General features: G+C 44.5%; 20 protein-coding genes and 1 pseudogene. 4 read left to right on the top strand and 17 right to left on the bottom strand.

What is annotated here, in order from left to right; genetic code table 11:
- Position 1: 1 nt before the first annotated feature.
- The 5 genes from pdxS to BR63_RS04350 form a co-directional block, all read right to left on the bottom strand.
- The gene (pdxS, locus tag BR63_RS04370) at positions 2 to 880 is read right to left on the bottom strand and encodes a pyridoxal 5'-phosphate synthase lyase subunit PdxS (RefSeq protein ID WP_034419943.1); all 879 of its coding nucleotides are present in this window, start codon (positions 878 to 880) and stop codon (positions 2 to 4) included.
- A gap of 200 nt (positions 881 to 1,080) precedes the next feature.
- Positions 1,081 to 1,428, bottom strand: a complete 348-nt coding sequence (locus tag BR63_RS04365; protein WP_034419944.1) for a hypothetical protein — start codon at positions 1,426 to 1,428, stop codon at positions 1,081 to 1,083.
- A gap of 41 nt (positions 1,429 to 1,469) precedes the next feature.
- Positions 1,470 to 1,889, bottom strand: coding sequence for an Hsp20/alpha crystallin family protein (locus tag BR63_RS04360; protein ID WP_034419947.1), 420 nt, complete (start codon positions 1,887 to 1,889; stop codon positions 1,470 to 1,472).
- Positions 1,890 to 2,104: 215 nt separating this feature from the next.
- Positions 2,105 to 2,446: a hypothetical protein gene (locus tag BR63_RS04355; protein ID WP_034419949.1), complete on the bottom strand. Its 342-nt coding sequence runs from the start codon at positions 2,444 to 2,446 to the stop codon at positions 2,105 to 2,107.
- A gap of 120 nt (positions 2,447 to 2,566) precedes the next feature.
- Positions 2,567 to 3,055 (bottom strand): hypothetical protein, encoded by a 489-nt coding sequence (locus BR63_RS04350; protein ID WP_153801988.1) that lies wholly within the window; start codon positions 3,053 to 3,055, stop codon positions 2,567 to 2,569.
- 291 nt (positions 3,056 to 3,346) lie between these two features.
- Between BR63_RS04350 and BR63_RS04345 the strand changes: the two genes are divergently transcribed.
- Positions 3,347 to 4,606, top strand: coding sequence for an IS110 family RNA-guided transposase (locus BR63_RS04345; protein WP_187142874.1), 1,260 nt, complete (start codon positions 3,347 to 3,349; stop codon positions 4,604 to 4,606).
- A 216-nt stretch (positions 4,607 to 4,822) separates the two neighbouring features.
- On the opposite strand, the gene BR63_RS04340 is transcribed toward BR63_RS04345, so the two are convergent.
- From BR63_RS04340 to bioD, 7 genes and pseudogenes are all read right to left on the bottom strand, one after another.
- Positions 4,823 to 5,077, bottom strand: a complete 255-nt coding sequence (locus BR63_RS04340) for a hypothetical protein (RefSeq protein WP_034421363.1) — start codon at positions 5,075 to 5,077, stop codon at positions 4,823 to 4,825.
- A 162-nt stretch (positions 5,078 to 5,239) separates the two neighbouring features.
- Positions 5,240 to 5,383, bottom strand: a complete 144-nt coding sequence (locus tag BR63_RS04335) for a hypothetical protein (RefSeq protein ID WP_153802050.1) — start codon at positions 5,381 to 5,383, stop codon at positions 5,240 to 5,242.
- A gap of 309 nt (positions 5,384 to 5,692) precedes the next feature.
- Entirely contained in the window at positions 5,693 to 6,601 is a 909-nt protein-coding gene (locus BR63_RS04330; protein ID WP_051965605.1) for a polysaccharide deacetylase family protein, read from the bottom strand.
- A 258-nt stretch (positions 6,602 to 6,859) separates the two neighbouring features.
- Positions 6,860 to 7,627, bottom strand: coding sequence for an IclR family transcriptional regulator (locus BR63_RS04325; protein ID WP_034421365.1), 768 nt, complete (start codon positions 7,625 to 7,627; stop codon positions 6,860 to 6,862).
- Between the two features lie 168 nt (positions 7,628 to 7,795).
- Positions 7,796 to 8,104, bottom strand: a pseudogene (locus BR63_RS04320) (hypothetical protein); the annotation flags it as partial.
- A 51-nt stretch (positions 8,105 to 8,155) separates the two neighbouring features.
- Positions 8,156 to 9,505 carry an adenosylmethionine--8-amino-7-oxononanoate transaminase gene (bioA, locus tag BR63_RS04315; RefSeq protein WP_034421367.1) on the bottom strand — a complete coding sequence of 450 codons (1,350 nt, stop codon included), beginning with the start codon at positions 9,503 to 9,505 and terminating at the stop codon, positions 8,156 to 8,158.
- Positions 9,506 to 9,551: 46 nt separating this feature from the next.
- Entirely contained in the window at positions 9,552 to 10,262 is a 711-nt protein-coding gene (gene bioD / locus BR63_RS04310) for a dethiobiotin synthase (protein ID WP_034421369.1), read from the bottom strand.
- A 171-nt stretch (positions 10,263 to 10,433) separates the two neighbouring features.
- On the opposite strand from bioD, the gene BR63_RS04305 reads away from it, so the two are divergent.
- The 3 genes from BR63_RS04305 to bioF are packed head-to-tail and all read left to right on the top strand — an operon-like array spanning position 10,434 to position 12,904.
- Positions 10,434 to 10,934: a hypothetical protein gene (locus BR63_RS04305; RefSeq protein WP_034421371.1), complete on the top strand. Its 501-nt coding sequence runs from the start codon at positions 10,434 to 10,436 to the stop codon at positions 10,932 to 10,934.
- Complete coding sequence (locus BR63_RS04300) at positions 10,915 to 11,751, top strand: 6-carboxyhexanoate--CoA ligase (protein WP_081908093.1); 837 nt, start codon at positions 10,915 to 10,917, stop codon at positions 11,749 to 11,751. The genes BR63_RS04305 and BR63_RS04300 overlap by 20 nt, the downstream gene beginning before the upstream one ends.
- On the top strand, positions 11,735 to 12,904 hold the full coding sequence (gene bioF, locus BR63_RS04295; RefSeq protein WP_034421372.1) for an 8-amino-7-oxononanoate synthase: 1,170 nt from the start codon (positions 11,735 to 11,737) through the stop codon (positions 12,902 to 12,904). Before BR63_RS04300 ends, bioF begins: the two co-directional genes overlap by 17 nt.
- A gap of 181 nt (positions 12,905 to 13,085) precedes the next feature.
- Here bioF and BR63_RS04290 read toward each other — a convergent pair whose 3' ends face one another.
- Genes BR63_RS04290 through fni form a run of 5 tightly spaced genes read right to left on the bottom strand, consistent with a single transcriptional unit; the run spans position 13,086 to position 16,921 of the window.
- Positions 13,086 to 13,625, bottom strand: a complete 540-nt coding sequence (locus BR63_RS04290; RefSeq protein ID WP_034421373.1) for a 2-oxoacid:acceptor oxidoreductase family protein — start codon at positions 13,623 to 13,625, stop codon at positions 13,086 to 13,088.
- Positions 13,615 to 14,448, bottom strand: coding sequence for a thiamine pyrophosphate-dependent enzyme (locus BR63_RS04285; RefSeq protein ID WP_153802051.1), 834 nt, complete (start codon positions 14,446 to 14,448; stop codon positions 13,615 to 13,617). Before BR63_RS04285 ends, BR63_RS04290 begins: the two co-directional genes overlap by 11 nt.
- Positions 14,442 to 15,578, bottom strand: a complete 1,137-nt coding sequence (locus tag BR63_RS04280; protein WP_034421375.1) for a 2-oxoacid:acceptor oxidoreductase subunit alpha — start codon at positions 15,576 to 15,578, stop codon at positions 14,442 to 14,444. The genes BR63_RS04285 and BR63_RS04280 overlap by 7 nt, the downstream gene beginning before the upstream one ends.
- A complete protein-coding gene (locus BR63_RS04275; RefSeq protein ID WP_034421378.1) occupies positions 15,575 to 15,796 on the bottom strand; it encodes a 4Fe-4S binding protein in 222 nt (73 codons plus the stop codon). The genes BR63_RS04280 and BR63_RS04275 overlap by 4 nt, the downstream gene beginning before the upstream one ends.
- 15 nt (positions 15,797 to 15,811) lie before the next feature.
- Entirely contained in the window at positions 15,812 to 16,921 is a 1,110-nt protein-coding gene (fni, locus tag BR63_RS04270; protein ID WP_051965607.1) for a type 2 isopentenyl-diphosphate Delta-isomerase, read from the bottom strand.
- Between the last annotated feature and the right edge of the window lie 44 nt (positions 16,922 to 16,965).

Below are 16,965 nucleotides of genomic sequence, written 5' to 3'. Positions count from 1 at the left end.
ACTACCAGCCCCTAGTGGAAAGAATTTGTTCCTGTGCTATTTGGGAAATTTCTATACCATACATAGCTTCACCCAGGTCTTCAGAAACTTCAGCGAGAATTTCGGGACTGTTGTAGTATGTGGTGGCTTTTACGATAGCCCTGGCTCTCTTTTCAGGATTGGAGGATTTGAAAATACCAGACCCAACAAAAACCCCTTCGCTGCCCAGTTGCATCATGAGAGCAGCATCGGCTGGAGTTGCTATACCTCCGGCGGCAAAATTGACTACCGGTAGTTTGCCTTCTTCTGCCACTTTTACGACTAAATCATAGGGTGCTCCCATTTCTTTAGCTGCAGTCATTAGTTCCTCTTTAGGCAGGTTTTTGAGTCTCCTTATTTCAGCCATTATAGTGCGCATATGCCTTACAGCTTCCACCACATTACCTGTGCCGGCTTCACCCTTAGTTCTTATCATGGCCGCCCCTTCACCGATTCTTCTCAGGGCTTCACCTAGGTTTCTGGCTCCACAGACAAAAGGTATTTTAAAACTATGTTTATCTATGTGATACATGTCATCAGCCGGTGTTAATACTTCACTCTCGTCGATATAATCAATCCCCAGGGCTTCCAGGATCTGCGCTTCTACAAAGTGTCCAATCCTGGCCTTGGCCATAACAGGAATGGTTACTGCACTTTTAATCTCTTTTATCATTTTCGGATCTGACATCCTGGCTACTCCGCCCTGTTTTCTTATATCGGCAGGTACTCTTTCTAAAGCCATAACAGCTACGGCACCTGCTTTCTGTGCTATTTCCGCTTCTTTGGCATTTGTGACATCCATAATGACTCCGCCTTTGAGCATTTGGGCCAAATTCTTATTTAATTCATACCTTTCATTCATTACATAAACCTCCTTTTTTGTATTTCTGTAAAGGCGCCTGTATTTTGAAGTACCGGTTGGTATAACTATATAAGATATTTGACTCCTATAAAAGTGACAGTTTTGTTTATTTTAAACAGGACAGTTTTGATGATGCAGCCATAGCATAACCATCCCCTGTTATGGACATTGGATTGTCAGTCCGCTGATATAATTAGTTCTCAGACAAAATAAGGCTGGCGTAAATCTACACCTATATTTATATTTTTGGCATACTCAGCAAGGGTTTTCATAATGGTCGGTCCACGGAAAAACGGCAGCTTTCCCTGGCAGTAACTTCCGCCATATTTTTCTTCAATAGGGACTTCCATCTTTTTGAAATCCTTGACATCTTTTCCCCACAATTCTACCAATGCATCAACAAGTTCACTTTCATTGAGACCTTGACCTGTTTGCAGGGTTAAGAAATGATGCTCCTCTTTAGAAAACTGGCTCCCCGAATTACGGAAAGAAGTATTACTGACTGTGGTACATGTCGCAAATCCGGGGCCAAATTTAGAAACAACCAATAAATAAAAGGTCTTCCAACGAAGACCTTTTATACCGGAAATTATTTGATTTCAATGGTTTTATCTGTTTTAGTTTTTTTCGGAATAATAATGCTAAGAATTCCATTCTCATATTTTGCTTCTGCATTGGCTTCATCAAGATTGGTTCCCAGGTAAAATTGGCGGGTCACAGAACCATAACTGGTTTCCCGGTGAATATAATTTCCTTTGTCTTCATTAATTTCTTCCTTTTTCTCAGCTTTAATAGTGACGGTGCCATTTTGCACCTTTACTTCAAGGTCGCCCTTGTCATAACCGGCAAGTTCCGCATTTAGCTGATAGGCAGTCTCCTTTTCCTGGATATCCACTTTAAATGTGTTAGGGGTAATCGTTTTACTGAAAACTGTCATGGGCAGTGTGAAAAAGTCGTCATTTAGCAGGGAAAAAGGCGAAAATAAGTTTCTGTGTACTAAATTAAACATACCATTTACCTCCCTTAATAACTTAATCTGATTTTTAATTATATTCTATTCCGTTGGTCAATAATGGTCAAAGTTATTTTGTTTCTATTTTAGTCAATATTGGTCATAAAAAGCAAGTATTACTCCAAAGATCTCTCTCTTAATCATAATCTCTTGATCTTGCTTGACCTTTTGATTAAATAAAAGGACACCTATTTCGGTGCCCCAATCTATGCTTAGCTCTTGAGAATATAGATACCTATTGTTATTAGAGAAAATGCCAAAAAAGCCTTAAATACCGAGATATCATCTTTTAAGATAACCACTGAAAAAAGTAAAATGAGGAGATTATAAAAAAAAGACTGGATCGCAATCAGTAAGGGCATATTGCCAATAAGATCATGTCCTTTGGTAATACCTGTTCCTAACAAAGTATTGGCAATGTAAATGGCTGGTAATACCAAAAGATTATACTTGGCAATCGAAAAAAGATCCGGATTTACTGTTTTCGCCTGCCAGGTAATGAGAAAAGCCAAAAGAGTTGAACCGATCGCTAAGTATGTAACAACGATTGGCATTTTAACCTCCTTGCTGCTTTATATATTTCCCTGATTCAGTTTATTTCATCAATGTAGGGGATGCAATATAATTTCCTGTTCCCAATCACAAAAGAATAAGAGCGGTTTATCCGCTCTGGATTAGCTCTCTGTATCTTCTAAAATTTCCGTAACATAGTATTTGTTATTAATCTTCTCAACTTTTATGGCGATAAGCACTAAACCGGGGTCATTAACGGGACCGGAAAGAAAAACTCCTTTTACGTCTGGACCCATGTCAGCTAATACCGTTTTTATTTCATCTTTCTTATACTTATAAAATTCCTCTCCGTATACCTTTAAAACTTTTTCAACTGTAAGCTCTTTGGAGGTAAACTTGCTTAACACCTTTAGTGTGTTTGCATCTGCTATCCTTAACGCCTCCACAAATCCTTTGGCCACCTCTATATCTTTTGACTGGTCAATTTTAATACTCGCCTGTGGTTTTGTGTTTGTATTGATAGAAGAGTCTGCTTTCTTATTGTCCTGGGGTTTTACAACTTTTCCTTTGTCACTTACACACCCCGCGGAAAACAAAAGAATAATCAGGATAAGAAAGATAGTTATTGTTCGCTTCATAAAAACCTCCATCTCGCGCCGCCGGTGCGGGCGACACAAATAGTAATGAAAACAGGTGCACACCCACCCTGATTACAGTACAATCTGTCTGAGGAGAAGGCACACTACAAAGCACGGTGAGGCGAGTTGCAGACTGCCTCTTGGCTTAAATCAGTATAAAAACCAGTGTAAGGATCGCCTTACAAGCACAAATAAGTGGTGCCATGAGGCCGCACGCTAATCATTGTTTTAACTCAGCGTTAAATGTGCGGCGATCCAGTCACTGTCTTCTCCCTCACAATTTCATTGCAAGGAGGGAGAATTCTGAGAATCGTTTATCCCATCTGTTGTGGCGTCGATGTACACAAGACATTTCTCGTCGCTACGCTCATCACAACGCAGGGTATCGTTCCGAGTTACAAAAAAAAGCGTTTTTCTACCTTTAACAAATCCATTCTGGCGTTTAAGCAGTGGCTGATTGACAACAACTGCTTTGACGTTTGCATGGAGAGCACCGGGAAGTATTATGTTCCCATATACAATTTGCTGGAGGACAGCATCCGGGTTACCGTCGCCAACCCCAAGTGGGTTGCTGCTGTTAAGGGCAACAAGGATGATGTCAAGGATTCCAAGTGGATCGGCGATCTTTTTCGCCTCGGTCTGGTTCCCGGTAGCTTTATCCCGTCCAAGAACATCCGCATTTTGCGGGAGTATACGCGATACCGCTTCAAGCTCGTTTCCTGTAAATCCAGCGAAAAGAACCGCTTTCAGAACGCTTTCACCGTTTGCAATGTCGCCCTTGATGCTGTCGTTTCCGACATGTTTGGCAAATCTGCCTCTTCCATCACGGACTACCTTGTAAACTCGGATTCTTTCGATCCAAAACATTGCGTTTCCTTGCTGCAACGCTCCTTGAAGAAGAAAGCCGACGAGGTCATCGAATCTATTGAGGGTTTTCAAATGTCTGCGGAACAGAAGACACGCATCCGTTTCGTCCGCAAACACTTGGATTTCGTGGAGCAGCTCATTGCCGACCTCGACCAAACCATCGCCCGGTTGGCTGCACCCTTGGAAAGCGCCATTGCCCTACTGTGTACCATTCCCGGAGTTGACCGTAACATAGCCATTACGATCCTCTCCGAAATTGGTACGGATATGTCTCAGTTCTCATCCTCGAAACGCTTATGCTGCTGGGGGGGACTAACGCCCGGCAACAATCAATCCGCAGGCAAAAAGAAGTCCGTTCGCATTACGAGGGCCGGGGTTTATCTCAAGCCCACGCTCGTGCAAGCAGCCCATGCCGCTGTAAAATCGAATTCTTCCGCTTACTACCGTATCAAATATGAGCGGATATCCAAGCGCCGAGGGAAGAAACGAGCCATAATCGCCATTGCCAGAATGATACTTACAGCCACTTATCATATGCTCCAATCAGGTGAAGTCTTCAATCCTTGTGACCTCTACCATGTTGATATGCCGGTGGAGCTTCGCAATAAGCAAAAGGAGAAAGCTTTGAGGCAAGCTGCTAAACTCTTGGTTGCCCATGGTATCGTAAACCCCGAACATATCACGCTGCCTGCTTAATCTTTCTGCGCTCTGCTTCCGTTAGGGCTTGTTTGCTATACCCTTTTTTAAGCTCAGGGGTCTTCGACGCTTGTCGAGAATGTTTTCACGCTATCCTCCCACTGTAAAATGTTATCAAAATGTTATCCAATACGTACCAGAACTAAATTTAATTATAAGCAGAATAAAGGGTGTTTTCCAGAAGAAAACACCGTAAAGAAAAATGTTTATGACTATTTATACTTTGCTGGAGGTCGTCTGCTCAACCCAATGCCAGGTATTCACCTTCTTTTGCGCGTTATCAAATAATACAGCAGATTTCCATACTACACCGGGAGATGAGTTTTTATCATCGTTCGTACCGTCTATAAAGACCTGTAAATTGCAGCAGCCTGTAAACCAGTCCCACACTTTTACAACAATAGCAGGACGATGTTGACCGTTAGGCATCACAAAGTGCACTATTTTTCCTTCTATTAATCCTTCAAGCAAAATTACTCCCCCTTCCTATCCCCTGATACAATACCTTTCTTAATACAATGAAAATATTCGCCACAACTATTTTATGTTACACTAAGCCCATTTAGTTAAGGTACCTAGACAATACACACCCAAAAAAAGGTGACAATTTGCCACCTTTCTTTACTCCATATTTTAGCCTTTGTTTTTTAAAGTTTCCGAAGAGAATTCCACCAGTGATAAAGCTGTCTTTAGAAATTTATCTCTTTTTACTGGTTCTGCATTTCTTAGTTCCTCGATTAATTTTTCTATGGCGGTAGTTGCTACTTCCAATAACAAATTTATCACCTCACCCCAAAGATTATAAGTATAGTCTTGTCTTCAACCTTATATTTTATTTCCTTAAGCCAAGGCATTAAGATGAAAATTGGTAGGATGCTCAATCGCGATGGCGTATAATAGCGCCCTTATCTGCTGACTCCGCTAAAAGGATAACACATTTAGCACTACAATAATGACTGCAAAGTTGTCCCTTATCGTTTTTCACCCCTTTTTTCCATTATAGATTAAATCCACAGTTGAAAGCTCTGGATTTAATCTATATAGCCCCTGTCATGTTCTCGGTAAAATGGTGGTGTTTTACTAATATTATTTAAGTCGATACTCTTCTAACTTGACAAATCTATATCCTTTTTCTTTTAACTCTTTCACCCCTTCTATCAAACCTTCACTGGTAGAGCCTTCCGGGTGGTTCATGTGATAAATGATGATTGAACCGGGTTGGGCTTTTAGTGTAGCATGTTTGACTTGTTGTTTAGAGTAGGTAGCCCCTCCATCGCCAATCACATTAAAGTTAACCACTTGATAACCTAAGTCACCGACAATTTGCACGGCAATTTCATCGTAATAGGCAGTACCGGAGCGAAAGTACTTGGGTTTCCGTCCTGTATATTTTTCTATTTGCCGTGCATTTGTTTCCACTTCATCGATGATTTCCTCAATACCGGTTGTCCCTTGAACGTTATAAACGGACTTACCGTTAACGGATAAAGGTTTATGCCGGAAACCGTGATTTTCAATCTCAAAATTACTATTATCTGCTAAAAATCTGCAGTATTCTGGATTAGCTTCAATCCATCTACCGCTTAAAAATAAGGTGGCCGGAATCCCTTCTTGTATAAGAAAATCAATAAGTTCAGTATCAACTCCATTACTCAATTTACTCCCGCCACAGGCATCAAAGGTGAGGGCTATTATTTTCTCGCTTGTATCAAGTTTTGTCATAACGCCCGGCACATTTTCTCCCCATAATTTAGGCTTTCTATCACGATATTTAATCCGCAAGCTTTCTTTCAGTTGGTCAATGGCCGCTTCTTTTTTTTGTTCTACAAGAATTGTCTTTTGCTTACAAGTCTTCTCATCAGCAGTGCTATTATCACTAATATAAATAAATGAACCGGCTGGGGTTGATCCCTGGCCTGCACATCCACTTAAGAAGACGGTTAAAAATAAAATTATAGCTGTTTTCTTAGCTATTTTGAGTTGCTTGATGCTCATGATCTCTACCTTCTTTATAAACCGGAAAGTAGTGTATTACTTTGTATTATTATACCACTTTTTTCATCATATTTTGACTTTAAGGATCTTATATGGGCACTTGACAATTCCTATTTATAAAGCCCTTACCGGAGACGGTAAGGGCTTTATAGTCAGGCATTTTTCCAAATCTTAACCTTTCCATTAAAAGAATAATCTGCTTTTTAAACAATGATTAGGAAAACAGAAAATACTTTCCGGGAGATACAAAAACCTCCCTTACTCTTGTATATAACCAAGCTTTCTCGATATCTCTTTTGTGTATTCCATAAGCGTTTTGCTAATATTTCGGGTCAATTCGTCACTCATCCGTGAAGTAGGCCCGGCCACACTGATAGCCCCAATCGGTTTACCCAGATGATTAAAAATGGGGGTGGCGATACATTTTAATCCCACTTCTAACTCTTCATCATCCTCAGCATAGCCCTTCTCCCTAGTTTTTAATAATTCCTTATACAACAAATCCGGATCGCAAATTGTTTTTTCCGTCCGTTTTTGAAAGGATGTCTTTTTTAAGATATCTTTAATTTCTTCTTCTTTTAAATGAGCTAAAATGACTTTACCCACGCCGGTACAGTAAAGCGGCAGCCTCTCCCCTACTTTTGAACAAATCCTCATGGAGTGAGGACTCTCGATTTTATCAAGATATAAGACATCACTGTCACTGTGCACAACAAGGTGCACAGTTTCTTTATAGATATCAGCCAAATTCTTGAGATAGGGTGTAGCAATACTTAATAGATCGGCCTTAACTTTCGTACCCAGCCGAAACAGTTCTATACCCAGGCGGTATTTCCCCGATTCTTTATTTTGTTCTAAAAACTGGTGTTGCTCTAATGTGGAGATAAGTCCAAATGTAGTGCTTTTGTTTAAACCCAGCAACCTGCTTATTTCTGATACACCTAGCTCCGGCGTCCTTTCAAAACACTGCAATATTGAGATAGCTCTACTTACCGATTGTACTAACCCGTTTTTTGCTTCTTTCACGTATAAACACTCCCACTGTTTATTCAAGGCTATATAAATTCTCAAACTTAGTAGCATGAAAATTCATTTCTACGTTGCTCCTCAATTTCCTTCCATCAAACAACACGTATTATGAGTTAAGAAATTAATTTATAATAGCCTGTCATGATTATCCTCCATGGATTTTACTTATTTAAAGAGCTGGAAGTCAAAGGTCTGGGTTATTATTAACGTTAAACCAGTTCTCGCTAAATCAAAAGCCCTGGCCAAACCGGCTGCATCACCGGCACATCCCAGCCCCCAAAGAGGTAAACGCTTGATATCCGGCCTCAACCCCATCACGTTAAAGAGGTGCGCATCGATGGCGGGTGTGGCAATTCCCATGGAAGATACAAAAATGAGAGCATTAATTTCCGAAGGTGCTAATCCAGCCCGCTCCAGGTAGTTATCGATAGCAGAAGCACTGAGACCCTCAGCATTCTCCAGGTAGAGCTCCTCCCAGCTATTGAGTAAAGAAGCAAAAGTGAGGGGCTAAAAGACCCTCATTTTTCATTCAATCCCAAAATACCGGTTAATGGCGGCAAAGGCTGTATTCACCATAAACTCAATGTCTTTTTCATCTACCACATAGGGAGGCATGAAATAAATCACATTGCCCAGGGGTCGAAGCAGTACCCCTTTGCCCAGGGCAATCCTGTAGATCTGGTAGCCTACCCTCTCTTTCCAGTCAAAGCCCTTTTTCAAGCGCTTGTCCTCTACCAGTTCCAGGGCCCCCACCATCCCAAGTTGACGGAATTCCCCAATGTACGGGTGGTTTTCCGCTTTTTCCCTGGATAAGAGAGCAATAAGCCGGGACTTATGACGGTTTTTCTCCAGGATATTTTCCTCCTGGAAAATGTTGAGGGATTCATTGGCCACGGCACAGGCAATGGGATTTCCCGTATAACTGTGGCTGTGCATAAAGGCTTTCAATTCCCTATAGTCGGCGTAAAAGGCCTGGTAGATTTCCTCCGTCACCAGGGTCAGGGCCAGGGGAAGATACCCTGCTGTCAATCCTTTGGACAGGCACATGAGATCCGGGCTAATTCCGGCATGTTCACAGGCAAACATTTTTCCCGTGCGGCCAAAACCCACAGCAATCTCATCGGCGATTAAGTGAATATTATACTCACTGCATAGTTCCCGCAGTCGCCTCAAATAAACAGGGGGATAAATCTTCATCCCGGCGGCTCCCTGGATCAAGGGCTCGATGATTACACCGCAAATCTCCTGGTGCTTCTCTTCTACCAATTTTTCCAAGTTCTCAAAACACTGGGCGGAACAGTCTTCTCTCCTTTGTCCATAGGCACAGCGGAAACAATCGGGCCCCTGCGCTTTATATGTCCTCATCGTCAATTTCTCAAAGACTCTGCTGTAAAGATCTAAATCCCCGACAGCCAGGGCCCCTAATGTCTCGCCGTGATAGGCATCGGAGATGGCCACAAACTTGGTTTTGGCTCCATGACCCGCTTGCTGGTGATACTGGTAACTCAGTTTAAGGGCAACTTCCACCGCCGAGGAACCATTATCGGCAAAGAATACCTTCTGTAACCCTGGCGGCGTTATTTCCACGATTTTCTCAGCAAGCTGGATAGCAGGCTTATGCGAAAAGTTGGCAAAAATCACATGCTCCAGCTCTTCACACTGCCGCCTGATGGCCTCGTTAATCCTTTTGTTACTGTGTCCAAAGAGGTTTACCCACCAGGAGGATACGGCATCCAGGTAAGCTTTTCCCTCCATGTCATATAAATAAGGCCCTTCCCCTCTCTCTATGACGATAGGGGGAAAATCTTCATAGTCCTTCATCTGAGAACAGGGATGCCAGACATACTGTAAATCCTTTTGCTGCCAGTGATTCATAGTTTCTTCCCCACCCTGTGTTTATTCTAGTATTGGCGCCAAAAATTTAATTCAGTAACAAAGAGAAATTCACATGGTTTTCGATCAGTTCCAAACAGTTCCCTGCCTTGCCGGCATCGACAACGATGTCACGTCCTTTGGGGATTACCCCCAAAGTGGGCACACCGGTAATTTGTTCAATAATTTTGGGGTTTGTCTTTTCCGCTAAGGTGGCGCTGTCCGCATTATAGCCGTTGTAAATAATGCCCTTAATCACCAGCCCCAGCTCTTGAGCGCACTTGACCGTCAGCACCGTATGATTGATGGTCCCTAAATTGGCCCTGGCTACGATGATCAGGGGTAAATTCAGGGCTTTGATCAAGTCCGGCAGTAAAAAAGAGGTGCCCGAGAGCGGGACATAGAGACCCCCTGCCCCTTCCACCACAATCAGTTCGTATTTTCCCGCCAGCGCGGCGTAATTTTTTAAAATGATATCCCGTTCAATGGTGACCCGGGAAATTTCGGCGGCCAGGCTGGGCGCTAAGGGGGCTTCCAGGGCATAGGTATTGTATTCATCAGGGGGTAAATCGCAAACCTTTTTGTAAAACTCCACATCCAGTGGAATTAAACCGTAACGGCCTTTAACAGCCCCGCTCTGTACAGGTTTAAAGGGAACGGCATTAACCCCTTTTGCTCTTAGGGCACCTACCAGGCCGGCAGTAACCACCGTTTTACCCACCCCCGTGTCTGTACCCACCACAAAAAAACCTTTCGTCATAATACCTCCCGAATATGTATTCTAAAAAAATAGTAGTGGACTGTAATGTAATTGTCAACCTCTAAAAAATATGGGTTGACGTTCAGGAACTCCAGGCCATATAATTTTGTATATAACTATGTGAACCATTGATCATGTCGAAGGTTACATTTAAGAGGGGAGACACATACTATGCGCCAAGCTCGAGACATAGCCTTAATTAGCCTGCTAGCCGTCATCATCGCTATCTCCGGTTCCTTTAAGGTTCCCAGTCCTTTTCCCGGCACGGAGTTTCAACTGTCTGCTCCGCTGGCCGTGGCCATCGCCGCCTGTTTTGGCTTTACCAGGTACATACTGGCAGGCCTGGTGGCCTCCTTGCTTACCCTTTTGTTAGGAACCCATACCGTCATGAACGTGATGATTGCTATGACTTTCCGCCTGGTGGCGGGAGGCGCCATTGCCCTTTTGGGCCCCCGTTTCTGGGTTGTGTGCCTGGCCGGGCCTCTCGGTTCTACTGCCGCCCGCGTAGTAGTATGGTTACTGCTGGGGAAAGGTTTACTGCCCCTGCTGGTGGCAAGTCTGCCCGGCATGATATTTACGGCCTTGACGGCCTGGCCCCTTACGAAAATCCTGGCCAGGATAAAAAACGCCACCTCCTGGAGAGATGTGCCTTATGCAGAAAAAACTGTATAACATCAGAATGAGAAGCGCCCAAGGAGGCAGCCACGAAAAAGGCGGCCAACACATCTCCGGGGCGGAAAGGATCGTACCTGAAGAAGACATTTTTCAAGCTGTGTCCAGCCTCTTAAAACGCTCCTTAACCCACAGTAAAGGGAAGGCTGATTTTATTAATATCTCACTGGAAGAAATAAAAAAAGAAGAGATCATTTATCTCTCCTCTTTACCCATCACCACCCTGGAAGTCAAAGACTACCTGGAAGGAAGAAAAGGGGCTATCCAGTGCTTACAAGCCGCCGGGCTGTCACTCCGGCAAGCCCAAGCCGTTTTAAATCTTTTAGTGGAAGCTCCCTCTATGCGGGGAGCCATGTTAGTAGATATCCATACCTTAAAGCGCCTGGAACCGGACCTCCAGCGGGGAGTGAGGGCTACAGGCATGGACTGGGCCCCGGAAATTTATCCCCAGCTGCACGCCTACCTGGAAGGAGAAGGCCTGAACAATACCCATGTTAGGGAGGCCCTGGCCTTAGCCAGCAAAGTGGCCAGAGCCCCGGGTATTGTGGCCGAAGTTTGCTGGTCCGATGACCCCGAATATATAGCAGGCTATGTGGCTTCCCCCACCTTGGGCTATGTGCGGCTAAACCATTTAAAGCCCGCCGGTGTCGACAAAGGAGGCAGGATTTTTTGCTTTGATCCCAGCAAAGCCAATTTGCAGGAATGCCTCCACTGGATGGAAGAGCAAATAACCATCATAAATGAGATTGGCCCCTATCAGGGGACATTCCCTTTAAAAAATTACTTTGGAGAAAAGGAGTATGGAACGAATCGTTGACCGCTTAACAGAGATAAAGAAACAGGGATTGTATAGAGATTTAAAATACTTAAGCGCACCCCAAGGTCCCCATACCGTTATAGACGGGCGGGAAGTTTTATTGATGGCTTCCAACAGTTACCTGGGCCTTTGTAACGATGAGCGGCTCAAAGCAGCAGCCATTAAGGCTCTCCAGGAATACGGCGTTGGCTCCGGGGGCTCCCGCTTAACCACGGGAAGCTACCGGCTCCACCAGGAATTGGAACAGGCCCTGGCCTGCTTTAAAGGTACGGAAGCCGCACTGGTCTTCAATACGGGATATATGGCCAACATAGGCGCTATCGCCGGTTTAGCCGATAAGTCCTGGGTTATTTTCAGCGATGAGTTAAACCATGCCAGCATTATTGACGGCTGTAAATTAAGCGGCGCCAAAATTGTCATTTATAAACACTGCGACATGGAAGACCTGTACCAAAAGGTAAAAGAATTTCAAGGTTGCCCCAGCCTCATTGTCACCGACGGTGTTTTTAGCATGGATGGCGATATTGCTCCCCTGGATGATATTGTCCGGATTGCCCAACAATTTGATGCCCTCACCATGGTAGATGATGCCCACGCCAGCGGGATTTTGGGTCCCAACGGTGGAGGTACAGGAGAACTCTTCGGTTTAAAAGACAAGATCGATATGCAAATGGGAACCCTGAGCAAGGCCTTAGCCAGCGAGGGTGGCTATGTAGCTGGCAAACAATGCCTTATTGATTATTTAAGAAACAGGGCCAGGAGTTTTATTTTTACCACGGCCCTGGCCCCAGCCACCGTCGCCGTGGCCCTGGCCGCATTAGAGATCGTAGAGCAGGAACCGGAACCGCGCAAGGTCCTCCTGGAAAATGCCCAATGGCTGTGTACCCGGCTTAAAGAAGCAGGATTTAAAATCCTGGAGAATAAAACGCCCATCATTCCCATCATCATCGGCGAGGCTGAGAAAGCGTTACAGTTCAGTCAAGCACTGCTGGAGGAGGGAATCTACATTCCTGCCATTCGCCCGCCTACAGTCCCTCCTGGCACCAGCCGTCTGAGGCTCACCTTAATGGCTACCCACACCCGGGAGGATTTAAACTATGCCTTAGCAAAAATAATTCAGGTAGCCAGGGAATTGACCATTATAAAGCCCTGAGAGAACGCATAATGCCCAGCATAAAAGACCCATCAGTATGGGTCTTTATATATTTCATTTTAGTATTTCTGACTGCTACAAAGAAAAACTCCAAATATTTTGGGGTTTTTCTAAAAAAAAATATTGATAACCTAAAAACTTGTACTTTCTGATATATAAATTAAAGCCGGCTCAGCCGGCTTTAATCCCTTTTTTGCCCCCAATCCCATCCTAACTTAAGGGCTTTAATATTTAATTCAGCCACTTTAGGTAACCTCAAAGCCACGGCTTTCTCCAGGGACTCCAGAGAAACAATATTGCCGGCACTGGCTAAAGCCCCTACAGCCAGGATATTAGCTGTCAATTCGTTTCCTATTTCCTCCCTGGCTAACTGTGAAACGGGCACCTTCACAATTTTAGCCTTTACTTGCGGTAATTCCGGCACAATACTGTTGTCTACTACGATCAGGCCGTCTTCCTTAATATTTGAAGCATAGATCCTGGCAGCTTCCTGTGACATGAGTAAAAGATATTCAGGTGTTGTTACCTTGGGATATTTGATGGTCTCATCACTGATAATAACCTCGGCCTTACTGGCCCCACCCCGGGCTTCCGGACCGTAACTTTGGGTCTGTACCACTTCTTTGCCGTCAAGGATGGCAGCTTCGGCCAGGATTATCCCCCCCAGGATAATACCTTGTCCCCCGGTACCACTTAAGCGTATAGAGAGTTTATTGGCCATCCCCTTCAGCTCCTTTCCTAAACCGGGCAATCAATTGCTCATAAAGTTCCGTATACTCAGGGGCAGTTTCTTTATGAAGTTCACCGATGATGATCTTGCCGGCAAGTTTTTCCGGCTCCATTTTTTGTGCAGCTTTCACATTAACGGCATTGTCACGCTGCCATTTGAGCATATCGGGGGCATTGCCCATCTTATTACGACGACCATAGGAAATCGGGCACATGGTTACAGCTTCTACAAAGGAAAATCCTTTGTTGCTAATAGCATTCTTTATCAGGTCAATAAGCATTTTGGTGTGGAAAGCCGTACCCCGGGCCACATAAGTAGCACCTGCCGCCTGTACAAGGTTACAAATATCGAAGGAACGTTCCATATTACCGTAGGGCGAGGTAGTAGCAAATTTACCATGGGGCGTAAGAGGAGAATACTGTCCCCCCGTCATACCATAAATATTATTGTTAAAGAGAATGACGTTAAGGTCAATATTACGGCGGGCTGCATGAATAAGGTGATTTCCGCCAATCGCGGCGCCGTCGCCATCACCTGTGATGACAAAGACATTAAGCTCAGGCTTAGCCAATTTCACACCGGTAGCGAAGGCAATGGCCCGGCCGTGGGTAGTGTGAATAGTGTCAAAGTTAAGATAACCGGTGGCCCGTGAGGAACATCCTATACCAGAAACAATCACGGTTTTATCCAGATCCAGGTTGCTCTCCCGGATACCCTCCAGAATAGCCTTCATGATAATCCCGTTGCCACAGCCAGGACACCAGATATGGGGTAAGCGGTGGGAACGCATTAAGTTTTCCACATCAATTAACATTGGCCCGCCACCTCCTTAATTTTCATTACTATTTCTTCAGGGGTAATAAGGTCTCCATTTATCTTATTTACACCGCTTAATGTTTGATTGGTGATGACTTTCTGGACCTCGCCTCTTAATTGTCCGGCATTTAACTCAGGCACTATCACTGCCTTTTTACCAGTACAAAACTCTTTGACAAGCTGTTCAGGAAAAGGCCAGATCGTCTGGAGCTGGAGCAGTCCCACCTTATATCCCTTACTTCTTGCCATATCCACAGCCTCTGCTGCAGACCGGGCGGTACAGCCAAAAGAAATCAGGAGGTAATCGGCATCCTCTGTACAGTAGGACTTATAAAGGGTAATTTCCTCCAAATAGGGATCAAGTTTTGTCAATAAGCGGGTCGCTTGTTTGTGAATCGTGTCGGCCTTGCCAGAGGGATTACCGTTTTCATCATGGAAGAGACCGGTAACATGCCAGCGGTATCCTGTTCCAAAATCAGCAATAGCGGGAATCCTCGTGCTGTCGGCTTCATAAGGTTTGTATTCTGCGGGTGGCAAATTCGTTCTTTTCCGTTCGATTAGAGTAAGTTCTTCCGGAGAAGGTAAAATCACTTTTTCCCGCATATGCCCGATAACTTCGTCCAGTAAGACGATAACGGGGACACGGAATTTTTCAGAGAAATTAATGGCCTGAACCGTTATATCATAACTTTCCAATACGGAGGCGGGTGACAAAGCGATAACGGGATGATCTCCGTGGGTACCCCACCGGGCTTGCATTACATCTCCTTGCGCAGGAGCAGTTGGTCCACCTGTACTGGGACCCAGCCTCTGTACGTTGACAATGACGCACGGTATCTCAGTCATAGCAGCGAAACCAATGTTTTCCTGTTTGAGAGAAAAACCTGGTCCGCTCGTGGCCGTAATGGCTTTAACACCAGTTAAGGCTGCACCTAAAATGGCCGCCATACCGGCAATCTCATCTTCCATCTGGATAAACTTTCCTCCCACTTTGGGAAGATTTTCTGCCATGAATTCCGCAATCTCCGTTGACGGCGTGATGGGATAACCTGCATAAAAACGGACACCCGCATCTATGGCCGCCATGGCACAGGCTTGATTACCTTGCAGAAGTTGTGCTTTTCTCACTTTTCTTCACCCCCAATTTTAATACAGTAGTCAGGACAATGTTCTTCACAAATCCTGCAGCCAATACATAGAGCAGGGTCTTTGACTACAGCTTTGCCCAGCTGGTCCTTGATTAGTACGCCTTTAGGACATAAGGCATAACAAATACCACAGCTTTTACACCATTGTTGTTTAACCTCAACAGTATATTTTTTTGTCTCTTTGTTCACTTCTCCCATTTCCTCACCTCCTCATTAAATTTTGGGCTTATTATTGAGGCCCCGAAAATTGTCATTACCCAGTGTGGTACGCTGGGCATACTTTTTAGTGTCAATACCACGCTGGGTGAGCCAGTTTTGCGTGTAACCAGTAATTACCACGGGAATAGAAGCTATATCTTCCATCTTCCCTGCGCCCGTAAGCAGCATGAGATATTGAATTTCTTTCTGCATGCTGTTTAAAAAGTCCAAAAGAGCTTTTTCTCCATAGCGGTCATATATTTTGAGTAAAACTCCCGCCATACCTGCGGCTTTAGCCCCCAAAGCCAGGGCTTTTATGATATCCAGGGCGTTGTAAATCCCTCCGGAAGCAATGACTGTAAAGGGTAAATCTAAGCTGTTCACTTCCAGTAAAGAAATGGCTGTGGGTAACCCCCAGCAGCGCAGGTAATCAAGGTGCTCCTGGGGGTTCCTTGCCAGTTCGATGGCTGCAAAATTAGTACCCCCTGCTCCACCAAGATCGAGAACGGTAAAACCTAATTGATACAGCTCTTGGGCTGTTTCTCTGGAGATACCGAAACCTACTTCTTTCAGGATAACCGGTACTTTCACAGCTTCCTTAATCTTTACCACATTTTCGTAAAGGGAGGCAAAATCCCTGTCACCCTCAACCATCAACAGCTCCTGCACCACATTTAAATGGAGCTGTAAAGCATCGGCTTCAATCATTTCTACAGCCTCTTTGGCGTATTCAGGTTTAACCAGGGCCCCCACATTGGCCAGGATAAGCCCCTCCGGATATACCTTTCTTACTACCTCGTAGGTATGTCGAACACCGGGATTATAAACGGCCGCCGTTTGCGAACCCACGGCCAGAGCGATACCGGTTTCTTTTGCCACGCGGGCTAAAGCTTCGTTAATTCGTTCCAGCCCGGGGGCTCCACCCGTCATGGCATTGATGATTAAAGGAAAATTTATTGTTTTGCCAAAAAGTTTTATAGTTGTATCAATACTGTCTGCATTTCCTTTGATCAGGGCCTGGTGGACCAATTCCACATCAGACCAACCCGCAGGCTTGGGACCTGTTTGTTCACGCAGGGCATGTTCCAGGTGATGATATTTTCTTTCTTCACGTTTTAAATCCATAACTACGCATTCCCTCATTAAAAAAACGTTATATTGGTATTTTT

It is taken from the genome of Thermanaerosceptrum fracticalcis (genome assembly GCF_000746025.2).
GTDB classification, from domain to species: domain Bacteria; phylum Bacillota; class Peptococcia; order DRI-13; family DRI-13; genus Thermanaerosceptrum; species Thermanaerosceptrum fracticalcis.
Note: the sequence above shows the minus strand (reverse complement) of the source record. Positions and strands in the feature narration are given on the sequence as shown.

Bases quoted from the DNA above. Each gene is read 5' to 3' on its own strand.
- BR63_RS04290 (WP_034421373.1), bottom strand. From the start codon at position 13,625: ATGGCCAATAAACTCTCTATACGCTTAAGTGGTACCGGGGGACAAGGT.
- BR63_RS04355 (WP_034419949.1), bottom strand. From the start codon at position 2,446: ATGCCAATCGTTGTTACATACTTAGCGATCGGTTCAACTCTTTTGGCT.
- bioF (WP_034421372.1), top strand. From the start codon at position 11,735: ATGGAACGAATCGTTGACCGCTTAACAGAGATAAAGAAACAGGGATTG.
- BR63_RS04330 (WP_051965605.1), bottom strand. From the start codon at position 6,601: ATGAGCATCAAGCAACTCAAAATAGCTAAGAAAACAGCTATAATTTTA.
- BR63_RS04360 (WP_034419947.1), bottom strand. From the start codon at position 1,889: ATGTTTAATTTAGTACACAGAAACTTATTTTCGCCTTTTTCCCTGCTA.
- fni (WP_051965607.1), bottom strand. From the start codon at position 16,921: ATGGATTTAAAACGTGAAGAAAGAAAATATCATCACCTGGAACATGCC.
- BR63_RS04305 (WP_034421371.1), top strand. From the start codon at position 10,434: ATGCGCCAAGCTCGAGACATAGCCTTAATTAGCCTGCTAGCCGTCATC.
- bioA (WP_034421367.1), bottom strand. From the start codon at position 9,505: ATGAATCACTGGCAGCAAAAGGATTTACAGTATGTCTGGCATCCCTGT.
- bioD (WP_034421369.1), bottom strand. From the start codon at position 10,262: ATGACGAAAGGTTTTTTTGTGGTGGGTACAGACACGGGGGTGGGTAAA.
- BR63_RS04300 (WP_081908093.1), top strand. From the start codon at position 10,915: ATGCAGAAAAAACTGTATAACATCAGAATGAGAAGCGCCCAAGGAGGC.
- BR63_RS04285 (WP_153802051.1), bottom strand. From the start codon at position 14,448: ATGTTAATTGATGTGGAAAACTTAATGCGTTCCCACCGCTTACCCCAT.
- BR63_RS04275 (WP_034421378.1), bottom strand. From the start codon at position 15,796: ATGGGAGAAGTGAACAAAGAGACAAAAAAATATACTGTTGAGGTTAAA.
- BR63_RS04350 (WP_153801988.1), bottom strand. From the start codon at position 3,055: ATGGAGGTTTTTATGAAGCGAACAATAACTATCTTTCTTATCCTGATT.
- pdxS (WP_034419943.1), bottom strand. From the start codon at position 880: ATGAATGAAAGGTATGAATTAAATAAGAATTTGGCCCAAATGCTCAAA.